Consider the following 20,952-nt stretch of genomic DNA (forward strand, 5'->3'; position numbering starts at 1 on the left):
TCACTGGCGAATGATAGAACAATTTCATGACAGTTAGGTTCCTTCACACCTCCGATCTCCAGATCGGTATGATTCGGCGATTCCTCGATTCAGACGCACAAGCGCGTTTCGACGCCCACCGAATCGCCGCCATCACCAAGCTAGGGGAGATCGCGGCCCAACACGATTGCGAATTCATCGTGATGGCAGGAGACATCTTCGAACATAACTCTCTGAAACCTGCCACATTTGGACGCGCCATGGAAGCACTCAAAAAGGTTCCCGTACCGGTGTACCTGCTTCCAGGAAACCATGATCCCCTCACTGCTGATTCCCAACTCGTGCGCACCGAAGTGCTCGACCATGTCCATGTCATTTCGCATTCTGATCCCATAGTTATTCGGCCAGGAGTGGAATTAGTGGGGGCGCCACTGACTGCAAAGACAGCAACGCGTGACCTCGTTCGGCTAGCCTTGGAGCCACTTTCGCCTGCTGGAACCACTACTCGTATCGCCGTAGGGCATGGACAAACACTTGCCCGCGATAATGAGATGAAACCGGATGTTATCGATCTCGCCTTCGTTGAGCAACGTATCAGTGAAGGGGTTATCGATTACTTGGCGCTTGGTGATACTCATTCGACAGAAAGCTTGGGGTCCACAGATCAGGTCTGGTACTCCGGTGCCCCAGAGACTACAGATTTTGTTGAATTTCCTAGCGGCGGTGGGGAGATAGACTCAGGAAATGCGCTGGTGGTTGCCATTGAAGACCATCAAGTATCCGTGGAAAAAGTGCCAGTTGGAAAGTGGACCTTTGATGCTATTACATGGGACATTAACTCTTTTGACGATGCACAAGCCTTTATTTCGCACTTAACTGCGTATTCCGAAAAGGAAAATACGGTAGTGAAATACGCGCTTCGTGGCACTGTTTCCATGCAGACAATGCGATACCTCGAAACAGAGTGTGAAAAATTACGACCTATCTTTGCATCACTCTATGAGCGGCGGCGACTCATGGATTTACACCTAGAACCTCGCGAAGATGAGCTTGACCAATTGGGGCTTAGCGGTTTTGCTCAACAAACGCTGCACGAGCTCGTCGATAGTGACGATCCGGTTGCACATGATGCCCTCAAATTGCTGTTTCGACTAGCAAAGGAAGATTAGTGCGTATCCGTTCCCTTGAGATCGAGCACATGCGTGCCATCACGCATCTGGTATTAAAAGATCTACCTTCCAACGGCGTCATCGTTATCAGTGGTGAAAACGAGCGCGGTAAATCGACAATTATGGAAGCAATCAAGTTGGTGTTGGGAGAAAATCATGATACCAACAAACAAAGCGTCAAAGCTATCCAACCCAAAGGCCACGATGTTGGAACGCGCATTTGTTTGGAAGCAGACTTAGACCCAGTGCGATTCCGTGTAAACAAGGTGTTTAACAAAAAGAAAAGTTCCGAACTTACGATTTTTGAACCGAAACCAGCAAATTACACGGGCAAAGAAGCAGACTCGCAATTATCTGTGCTTCTCGATGCACACCTTGACCACGACCTTTTTTCTGCGCTGTTCGTAGAACAAGGCAACATCACGTCCATGCTAAGCGCCGCAGGTATTTCTTCAGTTACCCAAGCCCTTGGTGGTGCCACGGACCACGCCAGTAACGAGGACAATGCATTAATCCTGGCTGTGGAAAAAGAAAAAGACCGTTACTTCACCAAATCGGGTGCCACTAAAAAAGGTGGCGAATTAGGCATGGCCGAAACAGCTGTCGCCGAAGCGGAACAAGCTGTACTTGCGGCCACTGAACAAAAAGAAACCCTAGATCGACATGTTGAATTAGTAGCAGGTTTTCAACGTGACCGCGACCGTGCCCAGCAAGATCTTCCAAATGCACGTGACACCCTGACGACTCGAGAACAAGAGCTCAAGACTGCAGAATTAGCTGCCCAACAGCTGGAAAATGCCAGTGCTCAGTTAAAAATTGCCCAAGATCAGGAACGAATTCTTCAAGCCGATATTGAAGCCCGTGAGGAATTGCACAAAGAACAAAGCCGATTAAGCGAAGCTCTTCACGTACGGATCCAAGAGGAATTGGATCTGAAAAACAAAGCCGACTCATCAAGCGAAGCACGCGAAAAGTTGCGTTCTCAGCATGAAAAAGCACGTGCTGACGCCGAAAAAATGCGGCAACGGTTGGAAAAACTAAAAGAATCGCTGCGGCTTGGCACATTGCGTACTTCCTACCAAGAGCTTCTTACTGTCTCGGAAAAACTAGAAGAATTACGTATTGTTCCCGAAGTTACTGGTGCTCAATTAAGCGCGGCAGAAGAAGCCAATGATCGAGCCAAGGCTGCCGCATATGTGGTTGAAGCTCACGCCGCTACCATGCGTATAAACGCTGCTCAGCCCGTAACAATTCAGGTTGATGGTGAAGCTGTCGCACTAAACGATACAGAGTGGACTACGCGGATTACTTCGGAACTAACCGCTGTAATTGGCGATGTTTCCCTCACCATTGAACCAGGTGAACAAGGAGAACAACTCGAACAAAAACGAGCAGAAACTCAAGAAACACTCTGTGCAGCCCTAGGCGATGCAAAAGATATTGCAACGCTTCGGTTGCAACGCGAAGCGTGGGTTGATGCAGAAAAAGAACTTCAGAGCCTAAATAAGCGCAAAAACGAGATAGCGATGCGCTTTGGCGATAAGGCTGATCTCGAACGTGACATCGCTGACGCGGAGCTGCAAGTAGCTGAGCTCGACGTTCAAGAAAGCGACGATGTCCAGCAGCTCATCGATGATGCAGAAAAGGAGTATCTCCAATATCAACAAGATGCGGATGCGTATCAGAAAGAATTGGGTGCTTGGGATTCCAACGACATTCAGGTGCGCTATGCGACGGTGAAAGCGCGTATGGAAGCCGAACGCGAAAATCTTGACCGCTGTGATCAAAAGATAAAGGCACAGGAAGAACAACGGCCGCTTGTAGCTTTACACTCCGAGCTTCACAACGTAACCGCTGAGCTCAAAAGACAGCAAGATCATCTTGCTGAGCTTAGAGAAACTGACAATCTCCAAGTTGCCAAGGATCTTTACGCTGGTGCCGCTGCGAGGGTTGAATCGCTGGAAAATACCATTCGAGAATGCGAAGCGAACCTCAAAGCACTTCAAACACAGATCGATTACGCCGCAGGAGCGGCTGAGCAACTTGATGTTGCGTTAGCCCAACGAGATGTAGCATCACAAGCCCTGGAAGCAGTGCATCATCGGGCACAAGCAGCCATGTTGTTGTACACTACTCTCATCCGGCACCGCGATATAGCACGACAAAAATACGCTGCTCCGTTTACACAGCGACTCACAGAGTTTGCTGCACCAGTTTTTGGTAAAGGCGTAACCTTTGAGCTCGGCCCAGATCTCAGCGTGGTGAAACGTACCATGAAGGAGCAAACCGTTGGGGTAGATGAGCTATCCGGAGGGGCTCAAGAACAGCTATCTATTGTGCAGCGTTTTGCGGTTGCTGATCTTGCCTCACAAGGTGAAGAAACAGTTCCAGTATTTATTGATGATGCCTTAGGATCCACCGATTCCAACCGACTGGAGATGATGGCTACATTATTTTCGCGTCAAGGCTATAACCAGCAAGTGTTCGTACTCACTTGTATGCCGCAGCGCTATGACTACGTAGCCGGAAAGCATGAGCTGCGTATCTCTGATCTTATGCAATAAAAAGGACGGTGGCCTCGTTCAGCGTGAAACTGAAAGAGGCCACCGTCTAAGAGTCCTAGATCTTGAGAGGAAAGCATTAAGCCTGCTTGATTGCAGATCCTTCGATTTCAATCTTAATATCCTCGGAAACCAGCATGCCACCGGTCTTCAAAGGAGCATTGAAGTCGATACCAAAATCGCGACGGTTGATCTTGGTCTTGGCCTCGAAGCCCAAACGAACGTTGCCGAATGGATCTTCTGCAATGCCCTCGATGTCAACATCAAGTACGACGGTCTTGGTAACACCCTTGATGGTAAGGTCGCCGGTGACCTTAGCGGAGTTCTCGTCCTTGATTACTACATCAGTAGTAGCAAAGGTGATCTCCGGGAAGGCCTCGGTGGAGAAGAAATCATCGCCGCGAATGTGTGCATCACGATCAGCATTACCAGTGGTGATCGAAGCGGACTTGATTGTTGCAGATGCCTGTACATCTTCATCATTGATGGTGAAAGTAGAGTCGAACTCGCCGAAGTTGCCGCGAACCTTGGTCACCATAGCGTGTCGAGCGATAAAGCCGATAACGGAGTGAGCTGGATCGAGAACGTAGGTTCCGTTGAGGTTATGCATGGGGATCTCCTAAATAAAGTTGGTAATAGATTACAAATATCTGACTTGATAAGAATCAGGGGTATACAAAACTCAAACAATTATGTTGTCGTGTCATCGTTGCCCTAACGTGGATTACTATACACAACCCAGTTGACATGTCAATAAAGCTCCTTAAAGTTTTTTGTTTACGAGATAATCCGCAGGCAGGGGGCATTATGTTTATTTTCCATTTACGGATTTTCGGTCTAACCTGAACTACATGACAACCCCACGATGGCTAACGCAAGACGAACAATCCCTATGGCGCCTTTTTCTAGCAATGGAGCGCAAAGTGACAAGGGGAATCGACGAAGAACTTCAGTCCAGTCAAGGACTGACTACTCCAGAATTCTCAGTCCTTGTTAGCCTTTCAGAGCGACCAGGGCATGAGATTCGCCTTCGCGATCTATGCGAATCGCTTCAGTGGGACAGAAGTAGAACGTCGCATCAAATTACCCGTATGCAGCGTCGTGGCTTAGTCACAAAAACGAAATGTTCAGATGATGCGCGCGGTGTATTCGTTGAGCTGACTCCAGAAGGGGAGAAGCGTCTCCGTGAGGCTGCCCCAGGGCACGTTGATGTGGTCCGCAAATTAATCTTTGATGTGATGACCGATGAAGAAGCCGCAGTGTTGCGTGGCTACTTCCAAAAAGTGATTGATGTTCAATGTGAAGCGTCTACGGGAAATCCACTACACGACTAAATCAGGGTGTTATTCAGGGACTTCCCCGATGCAAATGAACCCATTCATTTGGATAATTAATCATGTAAGCGCAAGCAGCTAGAACCACATGAAAGGGCTCGAATAATGAACTTCTTCAACAGCCTTAACCGTCCGCTCGCCCGTAGCAACAGCCAGCAGTGGGTAGGAGGAGTGTTATCGGGAATCGGCGAGACGTACAACATTAACATCGCGCTGCTTCGCGTTTTGTTTGTTTGCTCCATCCTCCTACCAGGGCCACAGGTTATCCTTTATGTGATTGCTTGGCTCATTATGCCGCGTCGCTAGGAAGGGAAAGGAAGCCGCACACGAATCACAGTGTGGGGCTTTTGTTGTTTGAGCGTTGCAAATATCGCTTGTTTCTATATGTCTGATCATGCTGGTTCTGATCGGACACCTGGATTATGTGATAGGGGAAAAGTAAAAGTCGGAACGTAACTGAGGTACGTTCCGACTTTTATAAGAGGCTTTTATGAAACCTCCCGATCAGTTATATCAGGTCCGCGGCTACACCCCGGTTACACGCAGTTTCGCCTCCGGTTACATGACAGAAGTCAATTATACGACCTGAGCAGGAGCGCTCCTTAGAACGGGAAGTCAGGAAATTCCGCTTCCGCCTCTTGCTGTCTCTCGGCAAGCTCCACGCTCCACCGTGAACGCTCGACGAGCTCGTCAAAGGTGAGCACCTCCGGTGACTTACGGTTCGAGCGGAAACTTTCAGAGCTACGGAACTTCGAGCCAAATCGGTTGCCTTCGGCGCGGCACAAATCGCACATGGGCCGATCACCAGAAACGAGCGTGGTTCAACCAAGTATGCACCGTCGCCAGTGTTGTCTCCCTCGTTGTCCCTCTCGACAAGCCATCCGGCAAGCCTCTCTTTGACGGCTCGAACCGTCGTCGAACCCCGAGGTGTCCCCGCTGCCAACGGGAATCGAGTCGTGGCTGCGGATGAGGTAGATAAGTTTGTACGAGCCTTCCCAGTTCAAGATGATGAGGCCATCGAGTTTTGTCCCGTTCGGGTCATTGCTTGGGGTCTGAAAACGGATCTCGCGAACTACGCCAGGCTCGTGCGCAACTTGGATCTCGATCTGGCGACGCTGTCGCAACTTTGCCGGAATCTCTGCCATTTCGGCTACTTCCACTGTCTCTTGAGCAGCACACACAGCTGCACCGTTATCTGGAACTTGACTAGTTCAGTGCTCGCTGTATAGTTCAGCGCATGCTGACTATTGCTTCGCGTCTCGACGTGATGAACCGCCTGGGTCGTGCACTGGCCGACCCCACTCGATCCCGGATCATCTTGACCCTGCTCGACCATCCCGCTTACCCGGCGGAACTGTCCCGAGATCTGGACCTGACACGACCGAACGTGTCCAACCACCTGGCATGCTTGCGCGATTGTGGGATTGTCGTCTCCGAGCCCGAGGGGCGTCGGACGCGATACGAGATCGCCGATCCGCACCTGGCGCAGGCGCTGACTACATTGGTCGATGCCACCTTGGCAGTAGACGAAAACGCCCTGTGCATCGATCCCGCCTGCTCGCTTCCCGGGTGCTACGCAGCTGGGAAGGACGCATGATCCTTACCTCGGTCTTGCAGGCGATAGGCCTATTCGCAGCTACCAACATTGACGACATCATCGTGCTCTCCCTCTTCTTCGCTCGAGGGGCCGGCCAGCACGGCACTACCGCCCGCATTCTGGCCGGCCAGTACCTCGGATTCGCGGGCATCCTCGGTGCCGCGGTTCTGGTGACCATCGGCGCCGGAGCATTCCTGCCCTCGACAGCCATCCCGTACTTCGGTCTCATCCCTCTGGGCCTCGGCCTCTGGGCCGCATGGCAGACCTGGCGCGGAGACGATGACGACGAGGCCAAGGTTGCCGGTAAGAAGGTCGGCGTGGGGACAGTCGCAGGCGTCACCTTTGCCAACGGTGGCGACAACATCGGCGTCTACACCCCTGTATTCCTCAGCGTGGAACCTCTCGCAGTAGTCGCCTACTGCGTTATCTTCCTCGTGCTCGTTGCGGTCCTGGTGGCCCTGGCAAAGTTCGTCGCCACCCGCCCCCCGATCGCAGAAGTGCTCGAACGCTGGGAGCACATCCTCTTTCCCATCGTTCTCATCGGCCTCGGCATCTTGATCCTCGTCAGCGGCGGAGCCTTCGGGCTCTGACGTAGTGGCAGCGTTCCAAACGGCCTCGACCGGGCGCACCCCTCTCGGCTCAGACCCCAACAACTACCCGCAGCCAGTCCTGCGTGATCGCAGCAACAAGACCGCCATGGAGCGCTGCAAAACCCCGCCATCGAGCGAACGAAGCACAGCCTCTGAGTGCAAGCGCCTCTACTGTTCATCGATTACACCCGATGGACAGCCGCTCTCAGGCCAAGGTGAGCACACCCATGGAGGCCCAGTGATCGCGGGCCAACCACCCCTGGCCTGAAAACGACAAGACCGGCGCCCAAAAGATAAAAACCGAGATATCGGTTTGTCCACCTTGTCGCGACTGAACTGTCAACTATGCCGCGACTGATGACTTCACTTCGCATCAACGACAGAGTCTGGTTCGGTGACCTCGTTCTGCATGTCTCGTGACACTGTACCGGCTTTAGCTGTGTGTATGTCTCGATATATCGTACCGGTGGGCAGTTTACCGGCAAGAATTGCCCGGAGATCCCGACGTCGGCTGCCTCGAGACATCATTCCTTCATGCTTAGCTATGGAAAAGGAAATAGAAACTCGGCCTACAAAATCGGCAGTAACGCCAAAACAACACTGAGCTGGCGGTCGAGACCCGAGGCCGTGACGAGACGAACGACCCAGCGAACCCGACCGCCCCGCCATTGGCAGCGTAGCCCGACTAAGGCCACCGGCTGGTCCTCAAACAACGAGGACGAAGCCCGTGGCCTAGAGGTCGTGGGCGAGTGCCGAAATCGGTCCTAAAACGGCGCTGAGGCGAACACAAAATGACCCCTCCGAGCGAACGGAGCGGATCATTTTGTGTTCGCGGCCGTTTTCCTTCGGCCGGCGCGGGGTTTCGTGAAAAGATTGGAACAGTTTCGTGAAACCCCTATAAAAATTGTGTCCCCGACAAGATTCGAACTTGCGACCTTTGGTACCGGAAACCAATGCTCTATCCACTGAGCTACGGAGACAGGCTGTGTTAAGCAGCGGGATTCATCTTAACCTATTTGGACGAAAAAAGCGACGCGGCTCAAAGCCAAGCAAGGAAAGACTTTGAGCCGCGCGGTTTTTCAGCCTAAATCGGAATTTAGCTGACGACTACGCAGATGAGGGTACGTGGTCCGTGCACACCTTCGACACGATTGAGCTCGATGTCAGAGGTTGCGGAAGGACCAGAAATCATAGTGTTAGGACGGGTGTGGTCGAGGCGGGAAACCATCTCTGGAACGCCGTAGACAACGTTGTCCATGCGGACGATGCATACGTGGCAGTCTGGCACAAGAGTCAGGGCGCGGCGGCCACAGACTTCGTTGGAAACCAAGCAGATGGTGCCGGTTTGTGCGGAAGACACGTGAGAGTCGGTTACAACTGCATCGACATCGTTTAGTGTGCGAGGATCAACGTCTGCAGAGTCTGGGGTAGCAGTGCCGTTGAAGCTCTCGAACAGTGCGGTGTCCAAGCCAGGTGCGAAACGAATGTCCTTGGCATCGCGATCGTTGAGGATCTTAGCTACGGTCTCGTTGAGCTCGGCGTCCGTGCACTCGACAACTTGCGCCTTGTAGTCCAGCAGGCGGTCGACGAGCAGCTCTTTGAGCTCCTCACGTGGTATATCAGTGTTCGTGATGTATTCTCGGACAACTGGGTATGCACCCTCAGGAGCCTTGGCCAGCTTGTTAGCGTTACGGATACGCTCGAGGATCTCGGTTTTGGCATCCATCTCAGTTCTCCTTCTTCTGGTTAACTTCTGGATTATTTGGGTGGATGCCGTCGCGGCGAGCGTCGGCAAGCAGCTGTTGTGCTTCCTCGGTTTCGAACCACTGGCGGAAGGACTTCTTTGGTGGGACTGCGGTGTCGCGAACGTCTGTCCAACCAGCCAAGAAACTTGGTAGATGGGTGATCTTGCCGTTTGCGCCGCCTATGATGCGACCCATGAACACCATGCGGGTGATCATGTTCCACATGGTTGAGTTGCCCCATGCGAGCTGCATAGCGCCCATCATGGCTTTCTCAATCTTTGGCGCGTCGGTCTGAATCTTCTTGTGACGCAGCTCGAGAAGGATGTCAGTGAATGGAATCTTCACTGGGCAAACCTCATTGCAGCGACCGCATAGGGAGGAAGCGTATGGCAGGTAAGCATTTGGATCATGCTTATCCTTGATACCGGTCATCTGTGGGGACAAGATGGCGCCGATAGGACCTGGGTAGGTCGAACCGTAAGCGTGGCCACCAGCGCGTTCGTAGACTGGGCATACGTTCAAACATGCAGAGCAACGGATGCACTTGAGCGCTTCGCGGCCGATCTCGTCGGACAGTACTGCGGTACGGCCGTTATCTACGAGCACGATGTGGAAGTTCTTCGGGCCGTCGCCCTCGGTAACGCCGGACCAAGTGGAAACGTATGGTGCTTGGCGCTCGCCGGTGGAAGAACGTGGCAGCAGCTGCAAGAAGACCTCAAGGTCTTGGAAGGTTGGGATGATCTTCTCGATACCCATGACGGAGATCAGGGTTTCAGGAAGAGTCAGGCACATACGGCCGTTGCCTTCGGACTCCATGATGGTCACGGTGCCGGTTTCAGCGATACCGAAGTTAGCACCTGAAATGGCAACCTTTGCCTTCATGAACTGCTCGCGCAGGAAGGAGCGGGAGGCTTCTGCCAGCTCTGCAGGCTCGGAAGAAAGGGAGTCGTCGGTGTTGGGCATTTCGCGAATGAAGATGTCGCGGATCTCGGCGCGGTTGCGGTGAATTGCCGGAACCAGAATGTGAGATGGCTTGTCTTTGCCCAGCTGAACGATAAGCTCAGCCAAGTCGGTTTCACGGGCGGAAATGCCAGCTTCGCGGAGGCGGTTGTTGAGGTCAATTTCCATGGTTGCCATGGACTTGATCTTGACAACGTTTTTCTCACCGGTTTCTTCAACCAGCTTGGTAACGATGTCGCCTGCTTCTTTAGCGTCGCGAGCCCAGTGGACGTGGCCACCGCGGGCAGTTACGGCTTCTTCGAACTGAACGAGGAGCTCGTCGAGGCGCTGTCCGACATCGCGCTTAATGCCGGAACCAGCTTCGCGGACTGCCTCCCAGTCAGGCATCTCAGCGGTGACGTTCAGACGCTTGGTGCGAATGGTGGTCGTTGCCTTGGTGAGGTTACGACGCTGGGTTGCATTGTATAGCTCATGGTGAGCGGCGTGGACGAAGTTCTCATCGCCGCGCAGCTGGCTGCGCTCAGATGCGCGTGGCGGCATCGCTGGGGTTCCAAGTGAAATACTCACAGCATGACCTCTCGGGAGTAAGCGGCAGTGGTCGGGGTCCAAGGATTTTCCTTGGTGGAGGCAAGAATCTCAGCCATGTGGATGGCACGGATTCCTACATGCTTGCGGGACAGGTTTCCTGCAATGTTCATTAAGCAAGAGGAGTCGCCACCGGTGATGTACTCGGCGCCGGTCAGCTCAATGTTGCGGGTCTTGTCAGACACCATGGCAGCAGAGGTTTCTGCGTTCTTCAGGGAGAAGGTTCCGCCGAAGCCACAGCACTCTTCTTTGTTTGGAAGGTCGATAAGTTCCATGCCGGCAACGTTTTGCAGTAGTCGGTATGGGCGGTCACCTAGACCAATGAAGCGAAGGCCGTGGCAGGATGGGTGGTAGGTGACCTTGTGTGGGAAGAAGGCTCCGACGTCTTCAACGCCTGCAACATCGATCAAGAATTCCGACAGATCGAGGGACTTCTTTGCGGCGATGTGCGCGCCATCTTTCAGTGCGGCGTTGCCGTAGCGATCTGCGATGTGCTCGTGCTGTTCGCGCACGGCGCCTACACAGGAACCGGAAGGTGCAACTACGTAGTCGATGGAATCGTCGGCGAATGCGTCCACGTAGTTCTTGATTAGTGGTATGGCTTCTTTTTGGTAGCCGGTGTTGACGTGCATCTGGCCGCAGCATGTCTGTCCCTTAGGGAATACGACTTCATAGCCGAGGCGGGAAAGCACGAGTGCGGTTGCTTTGGATGCATCGGGGAACATTGCGTCGCCGATACAAGTGGAAAAGAGCGCAACTCTCACGGTACTTGCTCCTTGCTTTGTGGATATGTGGCTTTGGTTCTTTTACTTCCACAGAATCGGAAGCGCGACATGCCACTGGACATAACCAATCTTACTGATGAAACCAGAAAAACAAAGTGTGTAAGTGCGTCCTAACCTGCAGTTATTAACGAAACCTTTTTGTTTTCTAATTTCGAATTTCCAAACGGAAATGGGCATGGGGTGCAGATATGTAACAGCAGACCTTCGATGACACCCGAATTGGGACAAGTAGTATGCTTCAATGTCGGTCTAAAATGTGGTGATAAATACAAGGCGAAGGGGCATTTTTTGGGCTATATGGCCCACTCAAACCTTGTGTTTGAAATCATAATCGTCCTCAAATATGACTTATGAGCTAAAAAAGCGCACAATAATGTATGAACTTTTTGTCCCCCTCCGATGATGGGAGTTAAGCCTCGTGTTTACACCAGTCATAGATACCGTGGGCGGTAGCCTCGGTCTCTCGGCGCTATGCGCGATCCTGCCGCTAATCGGCTTCTTTATATTCTTGATGGTGCTCAAGATGAAAGCCCACTGGGCGGCACTCTCAAGCGTCGGAGTGGCGCTTATTGTTGGTATTTTCCTCTTCAAAATGCCCGCCAACCTCGCACTTCTTTCCTTTACTGAAGGTGTAGCTTTCGGTTTGTTCCCAATCGTTTACATCATTTGGATGGCGGTTTGGGTCTACGATCTCACTGTTAAATCAGGTCGTTTTGAAGACCTTCGGACGATCTTCTCCAAGATCGGTCGTGGCGATATGCGAGTTCAGGCCATGCTTATTGGCTTCGCATTTGGCGGCCTATTGGAAGCACTTGCTGGGTTCGGCGCACCTATTGCGATCGTCGCGGCGATGTTGCTTGCCATTGGTCTTAAGCCGATGAAGGCTGTCCTTGTTACCTTCGTTGCAAACTGTGCGCCTGTGGCATTCGGTGCCATGGGTATTCCTGTGGCTACTGGTGGTCTGCTTACTCAGATCCCAGGCGAGCAAGTTGCTGCTATGGCTGGACGTCAGGTTTCCCTCATTGCCTTAATCGTCCCGTTCATTTTGGCATTGATCATGGATGGCACCCGTGGTGTTCGCCAGACGTGGCCAATGGCCCTTTTGTTGGGTATCACCTTCGGTGGCGGCCAATTCTTGGCATCTAATTACTTCTCCTACGTGCTTACCGACGTCGTCGCGTGCCTGCTTTCCCTCATCTGCGGTGTTGCGTTCTTGCGTGTCTGGAAGCCAAAGACTCCAGAAGATCAAGCTTCTGAGATTGATGCCTCGACCATTCACCTGTCTGCCGATCGGGCATTCCTTGCACTGTTCCCGTATCTTCTCGTTGTCGTGGTGTTCTCGATCACCAGCTTGTGGAAGATCGGTGTTAACATCCCAGCTGCTCTGAAATCGACAGATATTAAGGTTCAGTGGCCTGGACTTCATGGCCACTTGGTCAACCAAGCTGGTGAGCCAATTCCTAACACCATCTTTAACTTCAACTGGCTGTCTACCCCTGGCACGATCCTCTTCTTCTGCGGTTTGATCACGGTGCTGATTTACTCCGCAGCGGATAAGAAGAACAATGGTGCTTACCCAATGTCGTTCAAAGCGGGCTTTAGTCAATTGGCAGAAGGCGCCTACAAGATGCGCTTCTCCGCTTTGACCATTGCTGCTGTGATGGGTCTTGCCTATGTAATGAACCTTTCAGGTCAGACTGCCTCTATTGGTGCTTTCTTGGCAGCTACCGGCACCATCTTCCCACTGCTTTCGCCAGTGCTGGGTTGGATTGGTACGTGGGTGACGGGATCTGCAACCTCTGCCAATGCATTGTTCGCGCAAATGCAGTCCACCACCGCAACCCAGGTGGGTGTAAGCCCAACCCTGCTGGTGGGTGCCAACACCGCTGGTGCAACCTTGGGCAAGATGATGAGCCCGCAGACGCTGACCATTGCTGCCAACGCTGTCAACATGGAAAATGGCGAACGCAAGATCATGGCCCAAGCGTGGAAGTACTCCCTCGGACTTCTGGTCTACATCTGCATCGTTGTGTACCTTCAGTCCACCCCAATTCTCGGATGGATGGTTGTGGGCTAAACTTCTAACCCATGACACCTGCGGATCTTTCTCAACTAATTAAACAAACAGCAATTGACGTTTTGTCGGCGCGTGAGCTCGACACCACGGTGCTCCCTGAAACTGTCGTGGTGGAGCGCCCACGCAACCCAGAGCATGGAGATTATGCAACAAACGTTGCGCTTCAGATTGCTAGAAAAGTTGGGACGAATCCGCGAGAGTTAGGCCAGGTGCTTGCCGACTCCCTCGCTGCCAACACGGCAATCGATGAGGCGTCGATCGCAGGCCCTGGCTTCATTAATATCCGCTTGGCGGCAGCCGCTCAGGGTGAGATTGTGGCAAAGATTTTGGAGGCGGGGGCAACCTTCGGACACTCTGACTTTTATCAGGGGCGTCGCGTCAATCTTGAATTTGTGTCTGCGAACCCAACTGGCCCAATTCACCTTGGTGGTACACGTTGGGCGGCGGTAGGAGACTCTTTGGGGCGTGTATTGGAAGCCTCCGGTGCACAGGTCACCCGTGAGTACTATTTCAATGACCACGGCCGTCAGATTGATCGCTTTACTAATTCTTTGGTGGCTTCGGCCAAGGGGGAGCCAGCTCCAGAAGATGGTTACGGCGGAGATTACATCAAGGAAATCGCTGATGCAGTAGTTGCGCAGCACCCAGATGTGTTGGCTCTGGCCGAAGCGGATCTCAATGAAACGTTCCGTGCAACTGGTGTTGAGATGATGTTCGCGCACATAAAGGAGTCTCTTCATGAGTTTGGTACCGATTTCGACGTGTACTTCCACGAGAACTCGTTGTTCGAATCGGGTGCAGTAGATAAAGCTATTCAGACTCTGAAAGACAACGGCAACCTGTATTTCAATGAGGGTGCTTGGTGGCTTAAGTCCTCTGAATATGGTGATGACAAAGATCGCGTAGTAATCAAGTCTGATGGCGATGCTGCTTACATTGCCGGTGACATTGCTTATGTTGCGGATAAGTTCGACCGCGGTCATGACCTGTGCATTTACATGCTTGGCGCAGACCATCACGGTTATATTTCTCGTCTTCGTGCAGCAGCAGCTGCGATGGGCTATGAGCCTTCCAACGTCGAGGTCCTCATCGGTCAGATGGTTAACCTTGTGCGTGACGGCAAGGCTGTCCGCATGTCTAAGCGTGCAGGCACCGTTATCACCTTGGACGATCTGGTGGAAGCAATCGGGATCGACGGTGCTCGATACTCGATGATTCGCTCTTCGGTTGATTCCAGCTTGAATATTGACTTGCAACTGTGGGAGCAGCAAAGCAGTGATAACCCTGTTTATTACGTTCAGTATGGGCACGCACGTTTGTGCTCGATTGCGCGTAAAGCTGCTGATCTCGGTGTGACCGCAATCGATCCCGACCTTTCGCTTTTGACTCATGATCGTGAAGGCGATTTGATCCGTACACTCGGTGAGTTCCCAGCTGTAGTGAAGGCTGCAGCAGAGCTACGCGAACCGCACCGCATTGCGCGTTTTGCTGAGGATCTTGCTGGTACGTTCCACCGTTTTTACGATTCTTGCCAGATCCTGCCTAAAGCAGGCGCGTCTGCTGAGCCTATTCACACTGCACGTTTGGCGCTGGCTAGCGCGACGCGTCAGGTATTGGCTAATGCGCTGGGGCTTGTCGGAGTATCTACACCGGAGCGTATGTAGTCATGGATTTCAACGCGCTGCCTTCCCACGTGTGGCCACGACATGCTGCACGTGAGGCTGGGGGAGATGTCAGTGTCGCCGGTGTGTCTTTGGCGTCCATTGCTCAGGAATATGGAACTCCTGTATTCGTCGTTGATGAGGCAGATTTCCGAAGCCGTTGTCGTGACATGGCAGCAGCTTTTGGTGGCGCGGATAAGGTCCACTACGCATCCAAGGCGTTTCTTACTCGTCGAATTGCTCGGTGGGTTGAAGAAGAGGGCTTAAGCCTCGATATCGCTTCTCATGGGGAACTCCAGGTCGCACTGCGGGCAGGTTTTCCGTCGCAACGCATAACGGCACATGGCAACAATAAAGAGCGTGCCTTTTTGCAAGCGCTCGTCGACGCCCGTGTGGGACATGTCGTCATCGACTCCATGGTAGAACTCGAACGCCTTGAGGAAATTGCTGGTGCAGCAGGTATTCAACAGCCTGTGATGGTGCGTGTAAAACCTGGTATCGAAGCCCACACTCACGAGTTCATCGCTACTAGCCACGAAGACCAAAAATTCGGTTTCTCGTTGGCCTCTGGTTCTGCATATGCGGCGGCGGCGCGCGCTATCTTGTCTGAGTCTTTGTACCTCATTGGTCTGCACTGTCACGTGGGATCGCAGGTATTTGACGCTCAGGGATTTAGCTTGGCAGCTCAGCGCGTTCTCGATTTGTACTCCAGAATTCACCGTGAACTTGGTGTGGATTTAGAGCAGCTTGACCTCGGTGGCGGATACGGAATTGCGTATACCGAAGATGAAACACCATTGGATGTTGCTACTGTGGCTCAAGATTTGCTCAAAGCAGTACAGTCTGCGGCTGATGAAATCGGTATCAGTGCGCCGGAAGTCCTTGTTGAGCCTGGGCGAGCCATTGCTGGTCCCTCAACCGTTACGGTTTATGAGGTAGGAACGGTTAAAGACGTCCACGTGACTGATCGACAGACGCGTCGTTATCTAGCAGTGGATGGTGGCATGAGCGACAACATTCGTCCTGCTCTTTATGAGGCTGAGTATGATGCGCGGGTGGTTAACCGAAACATCACCGGAACACCAATTTCGAGTCGAGTAGTGGGCTCGCATTGTGAATCCGGAGACATTTTGATCAACGATGCGATGCTGCCTGATGATATTCGCGAGGGCGACTTGTTAGCATTGGCCGCTACCGGTGCCTATTGCTTTGCTATGAGCAGTCGCTACAACATGATGGGGCGTCCTGCGGTTGTGAGTGTGTTCGACGGGCAAGCAAGCGTGATGGTGAAACGGGAAACTATTGACGATTTATTGCAGTTAGACGTTCCGTAACGTGAGACGAAATGTCCAAATACCCCCATTTTGTGCATATATTGTGCGTGAAATGTGGGTTCTTATTTTTCCTGTAATTGCAGGTGAAGTGGGGGTAAGGAGAAGTATCGTGTCCCCATGACACCGAAGTGGGAAGCGGAACGCTGCTACAATTTGGGAAACCTAATGCCCACCTGTTCCGCTATAGGAACTTCTACGAGGAGTGCTATGAACCCTGACTCGCAGCATCATGCAACGTTTAACCCTGGCAAAGGTGAAGGATCACCTGTGGGAATCGCGATTTTGGGCTATGGCACAGTGGGTAGCCAAGTTCTTCGTCTCATCACCGAGAATTATAATGATTTCCAGCATCGCGCCGGTGGACCGCTTGAGGTCAAGGGTGTTGCTGCCTCCAGTGTGGGAAAGCACCGTGGATCTCTTGCCGATCAACTCGGACTACTTACAGACGATGCGCGCTCGCTTATCGCTCGTGATGACGTAGACATCGTTGTGGAAGTCATCGGTGGAATCGATTATCCGCGTGAGCTCATTCTTGAGGCTCTACACAGCGGAAAGTCTGTGGTGACAGCAAACAAGGCACTGGTCGCGGCTCATTCAGAGGAGCTTGCTGCTGCAGCTGACGAGGCCGGAGTTGACCTCTACTTTGAGGCCGCAGTAGCCGCTGCAATCCCAGTGCTTGGCCCACTACGTCGTTCCTTGGCTGGTGACCAGATCCAGTCGGTTGCCGGCATCGTTAACGGAACGACCAACTTCATCTTGGACGCCATGGATTCTACGGGTGCAAGCTATGACGACATACTCGCAGAAGCCACCTGCTTGGGCTATGCAGAAGCAGACCCAACAGCAGATGTTGAAGGTCATGATGCAGCATCGAAAGCAGCTATTCTTGCATCCTTGGCATTCCATACACGCGTAACGTATGCGGATGTGTACTGCGAGGGAATCTCGAAGATCACGGCAGACGACATCAACGCAGCCAAGGAAGCAGGCTTTACTATCAAACTGCTTGCTATCTGCGAGCGGCTCAATGTTGATGGCGTAGAAAAGGTTTCTGCGCGCGTTCATCCCACCTTGGTCCCACGCAATCACCCCCTGGCCAGCGTAGATAAGTCCTTCAACGCAATTTTCGTTGAAGCTGAAGCTGCAGGCCGGCTTATGTTCTACGGCAATGGTGCTGGAGGTAACCCAACGGCATCGGCGGTGCTCGGCGATATTGTCGGCGCTGCTCGCAACAAGGTCTTTGGTGGGCGTGCCCCAGGCGAATCCACCTATGCGGATCTTCCCATTGCACCATTCGGCGAGGTTCCTACACGCTTCCATATCGATATGGAAGTAGAAGACCGCGTTGGCGTATTGGCGGATCTTGCTAAGACCTTCTCTAATCATGGTATTTCGTTGCGCACTGTGCGTCAGGCTGAAAAAGATGGTCATGCCCGCTTGATTGTGGTTACACATACGGCCAAGGAATCGGAACTTGAAGCAACCGTGGAACAGATTAAGAATTCTGACTCGGTAAAAAAGATCAACAGCGTTATTCGTCTAGCAGGGGAGTAAACCCATGGCTATAGAGTTGCCGGTAGGTAAAAAAGTAACGGTCACGGTGCCAGCATCGTCGGCAAACTTGGGCCCAGGCTTTGACACTTTGGGTTTGGCGTTGTCTTTGTACGACACCGTTGAAGTGGAGGTGGCTGACCATGGTCTTGAAGTCGAGGTTTTTGGTGAAGGCCAGGGTGAGCTTTCTCTTGATGGTTCACACCTAGTGGTTAAAGCAATCCGTGCAGGATTGAAGGCCGCTGATGTACAGGTACCTGGGCTAAGAGTTGTCTGCCATAACAACATTCCGCAGTCACGTGGTTTAGGCTCGTCTGCGGCTGCTGCTGTTGCCGGTGTTGCGGCGGCAAATGGTCTAGCTGGATTCCCGCTTGACGACGCCCGTGTGGTTCAGCTTTCCTCAGCATTCGAAGGGCATCCAGACAACGCCGCTGCTTCAGTACTAGGAAATGCGGTTGTTTCATGGACTGAAATTCCAGTCGACGGACGTACTGAACCGCAGTTCAAGGCGGTGACGATTAGCGTCGATAATCGAATTAAAGCGACAGCGTTGGTTCCTGATTTCCATGCATCAACGGAAGCTGTTCGTCGAGTTTTGCCTAGCGACGTTACTCACCTCGATGCGCGATTTAATGTTTCGCGTTGTGCCGTCATGACAGTAGCTTTGCAGCACCATCCAGAGCTGTTGTGGGAAGGTACCCGCGATAGACTGCATCAGCCGTACCGTGCAGATGTCTTGCCAGTGACGGCGGAATGGGTCAACCGACTTCGCAATCGTGGCTATGCTGCCTACTTGTCTGGCGCTGGGCCGACCATCATGGTGCTTCATACTGAACCAGTCGACGAGGCTGTTCTCAATGACGCGCGTGAAGCTGGGCTGCGTGTGCTGTCCTTGGATGTAGCAGGTGCTGTATCGGTGAAAGTCGATGCCTAGATAACCCATACCAATTTAACTACCGCCCCCTAGTCAAGTCTCTAGGAGGGCGGTAGTCGTCATTCGGCGGAATCGCTATGGGAGGATCTACCTGGGCCTTTGAGTACAATGATTTCAAAATCGCCATCAGCCAAGTGCTGGCGCAGGTCAATTTTGTCAAACTTGCCCACGGATGTTTTGTCAATGGATTTAACAAACGTCCAGTATTCCGGAAGCATCCAGTTAGGGAACGTATCGCGTAACCGCTCGCGTAGGCGTTCAGCGGTTTCTTTATTCGGTTCCACACCTGCAGCTAAGACTGTCACTGACAGCGGTCGTTCGCCCCATTTAGGATCGGGATATCCAATTACTGCTGCCTCAACGACGACTGTTGCTGCCATGATTTCGTTTTCCAACATTGTGGAGTAGATCCATTCGCCGCCTGAGCGGATGACATCGCGTGCGCGGTCATGGATCGTGAGGTAACCGTCGCGAGTTACTGAACCAACATCACCTGTGCGAAGCCAACCATCCTCAGTGAACTGTTCAGGTGCATCCTCTACTTCGTGGTCGCGGAACATTGACGCAGCACCGCCATTGTCCTCGGTCGATGAGTGGTAGTAGCGTTCGGTGACCCAATTTCCTCGGACTTGAATTTCACCTTGGTTACGGTCGGTCGAGCTCATGATTTCGCCATCATTGACTACTCGATATTCCAAAGTGGCGGGGAACCGACCTTGGCTAATGCGATAGTTCAGTCGGGTTTCACCTGAAACTCCCGATGGTGGTCGTGCCACCGTACCGATTGCAACCGTTTCAGTCATGCCCCACACGTGGACTACATCGACACCGTAGCGTTCTTCCCAAAGCTTGATCAAGATCGCCGGTACAGCGGAACCTCCCACATAGATTTCTTGCAGGCTCATACGTTCAGGAGAGTGGCGCATGTAGTGGACCATGAGCTGGATCCACAACGTGGGAACACCGTGGGCAACACGAGGATGCGCAGACGCGATGATATGTGCAAGGGAAGGAGCCGACACACTAGATCCAGGGAATACGAGGGGAGTGCCGGACATGAAGGCTGCGATGGGGACACACCAGCTCAAGATGTGATAGATCGGCACGCAGCATAAAAATGATTGCCCGTGGGTAACGGCGAGCGAGTCTGTGGTGCGAAGATTTAGCGCTTGGAGATACAACGCACGGTGGGAATATGCCACACCTTTGGGTGCTCCAGTGGTGCCGGTGGAGTAGCAGATCGCCGCTGCTGTGGTTTCTTCAACTTGTGGCCATTCGTAGACGGTGCTGCGACCGTCGAGAAGCGATTCGTAGGAGTAGCAGGTGATTCCCTCGGGTATTTCCGTGGCTGCATCCGTGATAGGGCTTGTTCCGATGAAGATCACGGCACGCACACTAGGGCATCCTTGATGCAGGATCGTGCCCAGTTGTTTAGCGAGGCGTTGATCAGCAACGATGACTTCATCTTCAGCATGATTAATGATGTGGCGAATCTGATCATTCATTAATTGCTTATTCAGCGGATTAAAAACAGCACCCATGCAGGAAACCGCAAACAGAACTTCGAGATGTTCTGCGCAGTTATACATCATCGATCCGACTCGCTGGTCATCGTCAATACCTAGTTCGTCGTGAAGCGCGTGGGCGAAAGCCGCAGCTCGTGCGGCAATTTCCGCATATGTCGTCTCTGATGCTACCTCGCCATCAAAGGTGATGATCTTTGTGTCCGCGTGGGCGGTGGCACCGTAGGTGAGAATGCGCGCGAGATTAAGCGGGATGTCCTGCATTGTGCTGAGCATGATAATCACCATAGTTGTGTTTTCAGCACAAAGTTCACTTAAACCTACTTTATGGGTTAGAATCGCTACGAACTTCACGGAAACTTTCTGTGCTTGCCCACGGTTCGATGTTTACTTCTTACCGAACCGCCAGTGTGTATAGCCTCTTCGCAGCAGAAGTTCATTACTCGGCACACCTCACCATCACTATCTGCTACGTTTATGGTGATCGGTCGTGGTATGCCACGGATTCTCGCCGAAATTTCGGTGTTTTTACCCGTTTGAATCCAGTCAATTCCACAGAATGCTGTC

Annotated in this window: 18 protein-coding genes and 1 tRNA gene; 11 read left to right on the forward strand and 8 right to left on the reverse strand. The window is 52.5% G+C overall.

What is annotated here, in order from left to right; all coding sequences use genetic code 11:
* Nucleotides 1-26: 26 nt before the first annotated feature.
* Both ABMV07_RS05650 and ABMV07_RS05655 read left to right on the forward strand, forming a co-directional pair.
* A complete protein-coding gene (locus ABMV07_RS05650) occupies nucleotides 27-1,148 on the forward strand; it encodes an exonuclease SbcCD subunit D (protein ID WP_088267532.1) in 1,122 nt (373 codons plus the stop codon).
* Nucleotides 1,148-3,712, forward strand: coding sequence for an AAA family ATPase (locus ABMV07_RS05655; RefSeq protein ID WP_374064965.1), 2,565 nt, complete (start codon nucleotides 1,148-1,150; stop codon nucleotides 3,710-3,712). The genes ABMV07_RS05650 and ABMV07_RS05655 overlap by 1 nt, the downstream gene beginning before the upstream one ends.
* Nucleotides 3,713-3,788: 76 nt before the next feature.
* Here ABMV07_RS05655 and ABMV07_RS05660 read toward each other — a convergent pair whose 3' ends face one another.
* Nucleotides 3,789-4,319 (reverse strand): YceI family protein, encoded by a 531-nt coding sequence (locus tag ABMV07_RS05660; RefSeq protein WP_197691838.1) that lies wholly within the window; start codon nucleotides 4,317-4,319, stop codon nucleotides 3,789-3,791.
* 241 nt (nucleotides 4,320-4,560) lie between these two features.
* Here ABMV07_RS05660 and ABMV07_RS05665 point away from each other — a divergent pair, with 241 nt between their 5' ends.
* Both ABMV07_RS05665 and ABMV07_RS05670 read left to right on the forward strand, forming a co-directional pair.
* Complete coding sequence (locus ABMV07_RS05665; protein WP_088267529.1) at nucleotides 4,561-5,043, forward strand: MarR family winged helix-turn-helix transcriptional regulator; 483 nt, start codon at nucleotides 4,561-4,563, stop codon at nucleotides 5,041-5,043.
* Between the two features lie 105 nt (nucleotides 5,044-5,148).
* A complete protein-coding gene (locus tag ABMV07_RS05670; protein ID WP_088267528.1) occupies nucleotides 5,149-5,349 on the forward strand; it encodes a PspC domain-containing protein in 201 nt (66 codons plus the stop codon).
* Nucleotides 5,350-5,645: 296 nt separating this feature from the next.
* Here the strand turns inward: ABMV07_RS05670 and ABMV07_RS05675 are convergent, their stop codons facing one another.
* Both ABMV07_RS05675 and ABMV07_RS05680 read right to left on the reverse strand, forming a co-directional pair.
* Nucleotides 5,646-5,837, reverse strand: coding sequence for a hypothetical protein (locus ABMV07_RS05675; RefSeq protein WP_196981575.1), 192 nt, complete (start codon nucleotides 5,835-5,837; stop codon nucleotides 5,646-5,648).
* Nucleotides 5,838-5,864: 27 nt separating this feature from the next.
* A complete protein-coding gene (locus tag ABMV07_RS05680; protein WP_174688218.1) occupies nucleotides 5,865-6,224 on the reverse strand; it encodes a hypothetical protein in 360 nt (119 codons plus the stop codon).
* Between the two features lie 56 nt (nucleotides 6,225-6,280).
* On the opposite strand from ABMV07_RS05680, the gene ABMV07_RS05685 reads away from it, so the two are divergent.
* Both ABMV07_RS05685 and ABMV07_RS05690 read left to right on the forward strand, forming a co-directional pair.
* Entirely contained in the window at nucleotides 6,281-6,640 is a 360-nt protein-coding gene (locus ABMV07_RS05685; RefSeq protein WP_088267526.1) for a helix-turn-helix transcriptional regulator, read from the forward strand.
* On the forward strand, nucleotides 6,637-7,230 hold the full coding sequence (locus ABMV07_RS05690) for a cadmium resistance transporter (protein WP_197691424.1): 594 nt from the start codon (nucleotides 6,637-6,639) through the stop codon (nucleotides 7,228-7,230). The genes ABMV07_RS05685 and ABMV07_RS05690 overlap by 4 nt, the downstream gene beginning before the upstream one ends.
* A gap of 907 nt (nucleotides 7,231-8,137) precedes the next feature.
* Here the strand turns inward: ABMV07_RS05690 and ABMV07_RS05695 are convergent.
* From ABMV07_RS05695 to ABMV07_RS05710, 4 genes are all read right to left on the reverse strand, one after another.
* Nucleotides 8,138-8,210 (reverse strand) — tRNA-Arg (locus ABMV07_RS05695).
* Nucleotides 8,211-8,326: 116 nt separating this feature from the next.
* Nucleotides 8,327-8,956 (reverse strand): LUD domain-containing protein, encoded by a 630-nt coding sequence (locus ABMV07_RS05700; protein WP_088267525.1) that lies wholly within the window; start codon nucleotides 8,954-8,956, stop codon nucleotides 8,327-8,329.
* A 1-nt stretch (nucleotide 8,957) separates the two neighbouring features.
* Nucleotides 8,958-10,502, reverse strand: coding sequence for a LutB/LldF family L-lactate oxidation iron-sulfur protein (locus ABMV07_RS05705; protein ID WP_374064966.1), 1,545 nt, complete (start codon nucleotides 10,500-10,502; stop codon nucleotides 8,958-8,960).
* Nucleotides 10,499-11,284, reverse strand: coding sequence for a (Fe-S)-binding protein (locus tag ABMV07_RS05710; RefSeq protein ID WP_088267524.1), 786 nt, complete (start codon nucleotides 11,282-11,284; stop codon nucleotides 10,499-10,501). The genes ABMV07_RS05705 and ABMV07_RS05710 overlap by 4 nt, the downstream gene beginning before the upstream one ends.
* Before the next feature lie 439 nt (nucleotides 11,285-11,723).
* On the opposite strand from ABMV07_RS05710, the gene ABMV07_RS05715 reads away from it, so the two are divergent.
* The 5 genes from ABMV07_RS05715 to thrB all read left to right on the forward strand — a co-directional run bounded on the left by ABMV07_RS05715 (nucleotide 11,724) and on the right by thrB (nucleotide 18,862).
* On the forward strand, nucleotides 11,724-13,382 hold the full coding sequence (locus ABMV07_RS05715; protein ID WP_088267523.1) for an L-lactate permease: 1,659 nt from the start codon (nucleotides 11,724-11,726) through the stop codon (nucleotides 13,380-13,382).
* A gap of 11 nt (nucleotides 13,383-13,393) precedes the next feature.
* The gene (argS, locus tag ABMV07_RS05720) at nucleotides 13,394-15,046 is read left to right on the forward strand and encodes an arginine--tRNA ligase (RefSeq protein ID WP_088267522.1); all 1,653 of its coding nucleotides are present in this window, start codon (nucleotides 13,394-13,396) and stop codon (nucleotides 15,044-15,046) included.
* Between the two features lie 2 nt (nucleotides 15,047-15,048).
* Nucleotides 15,049-16,377: a diaminopimelate decarboxylase gene (gene lysA / locus ABMV07_RS05725; RefSeq protein ID WP_197690978.1), complete on the forward strand. Its 1,329-nt coding sequence runs from the start codon at nucleotides 15,049-15,051 to the stop codon at nucleotides 16,375-16,377.
* 207 nt (nucleotides 16,378-16,584) lie between these two features.
* Complete coding sequence (locus ABMV07_RS05730) at nucleotides 16,585-17,931, forward strand: homoserine dehydrogenase (protein WP_088267520.1); 1,347 nt, start codon at nucleotides 16,585-16,587, stop codon at nucleotides 17,929-17,931.
* 4 nt (nucleotides 17,932-17,935) lie between these two features.
* Nucleotides 17,936-18,862 carry a homoserine kinase gene (gene thrB / locus ABMV07_RS05735; protein ID WP_088267519.1) on the forward strand — a complete coding sequence of 309 codons (927 nt, stop codon included), beginning with the start codon at nucleotides 17,936-17,938 and terminating at the stop codon, nucleotides 18,860-18,862.
* A 59-nt stretch (nucleotides 18,863-18,921) separates the two neighbouring features.
* Here the strand turns inward: thrB and ABMV07_RS05740 are convergent, their stop codons facing one another.
* Nucleotides 18,922-20,661, reverse strand: coding sequence for a long-chain fatty-acid--CoA ligase (locus tag ABMV07_RS05740; protein ID WP_088267540.1), 1,740 nt, complete (start codon nucleotides 20,659-20,661; stop codon nucleotides 18,922-18,924).
* Nucleotides 20,662-20,952: the final 291 nt, after the last annotated feature.

Origin of the sequence: Corynebacterium belfantii, from assembly GCF_041898185.1 — a bacterium.
Taxonomy (GTDB): domain Bacteria; phylum Actinomycetota; class Actinomycetes; order Mycobacteriales; family Mycobacteriaceae; genus Corynebacterium; species Corynebacterium belfantii.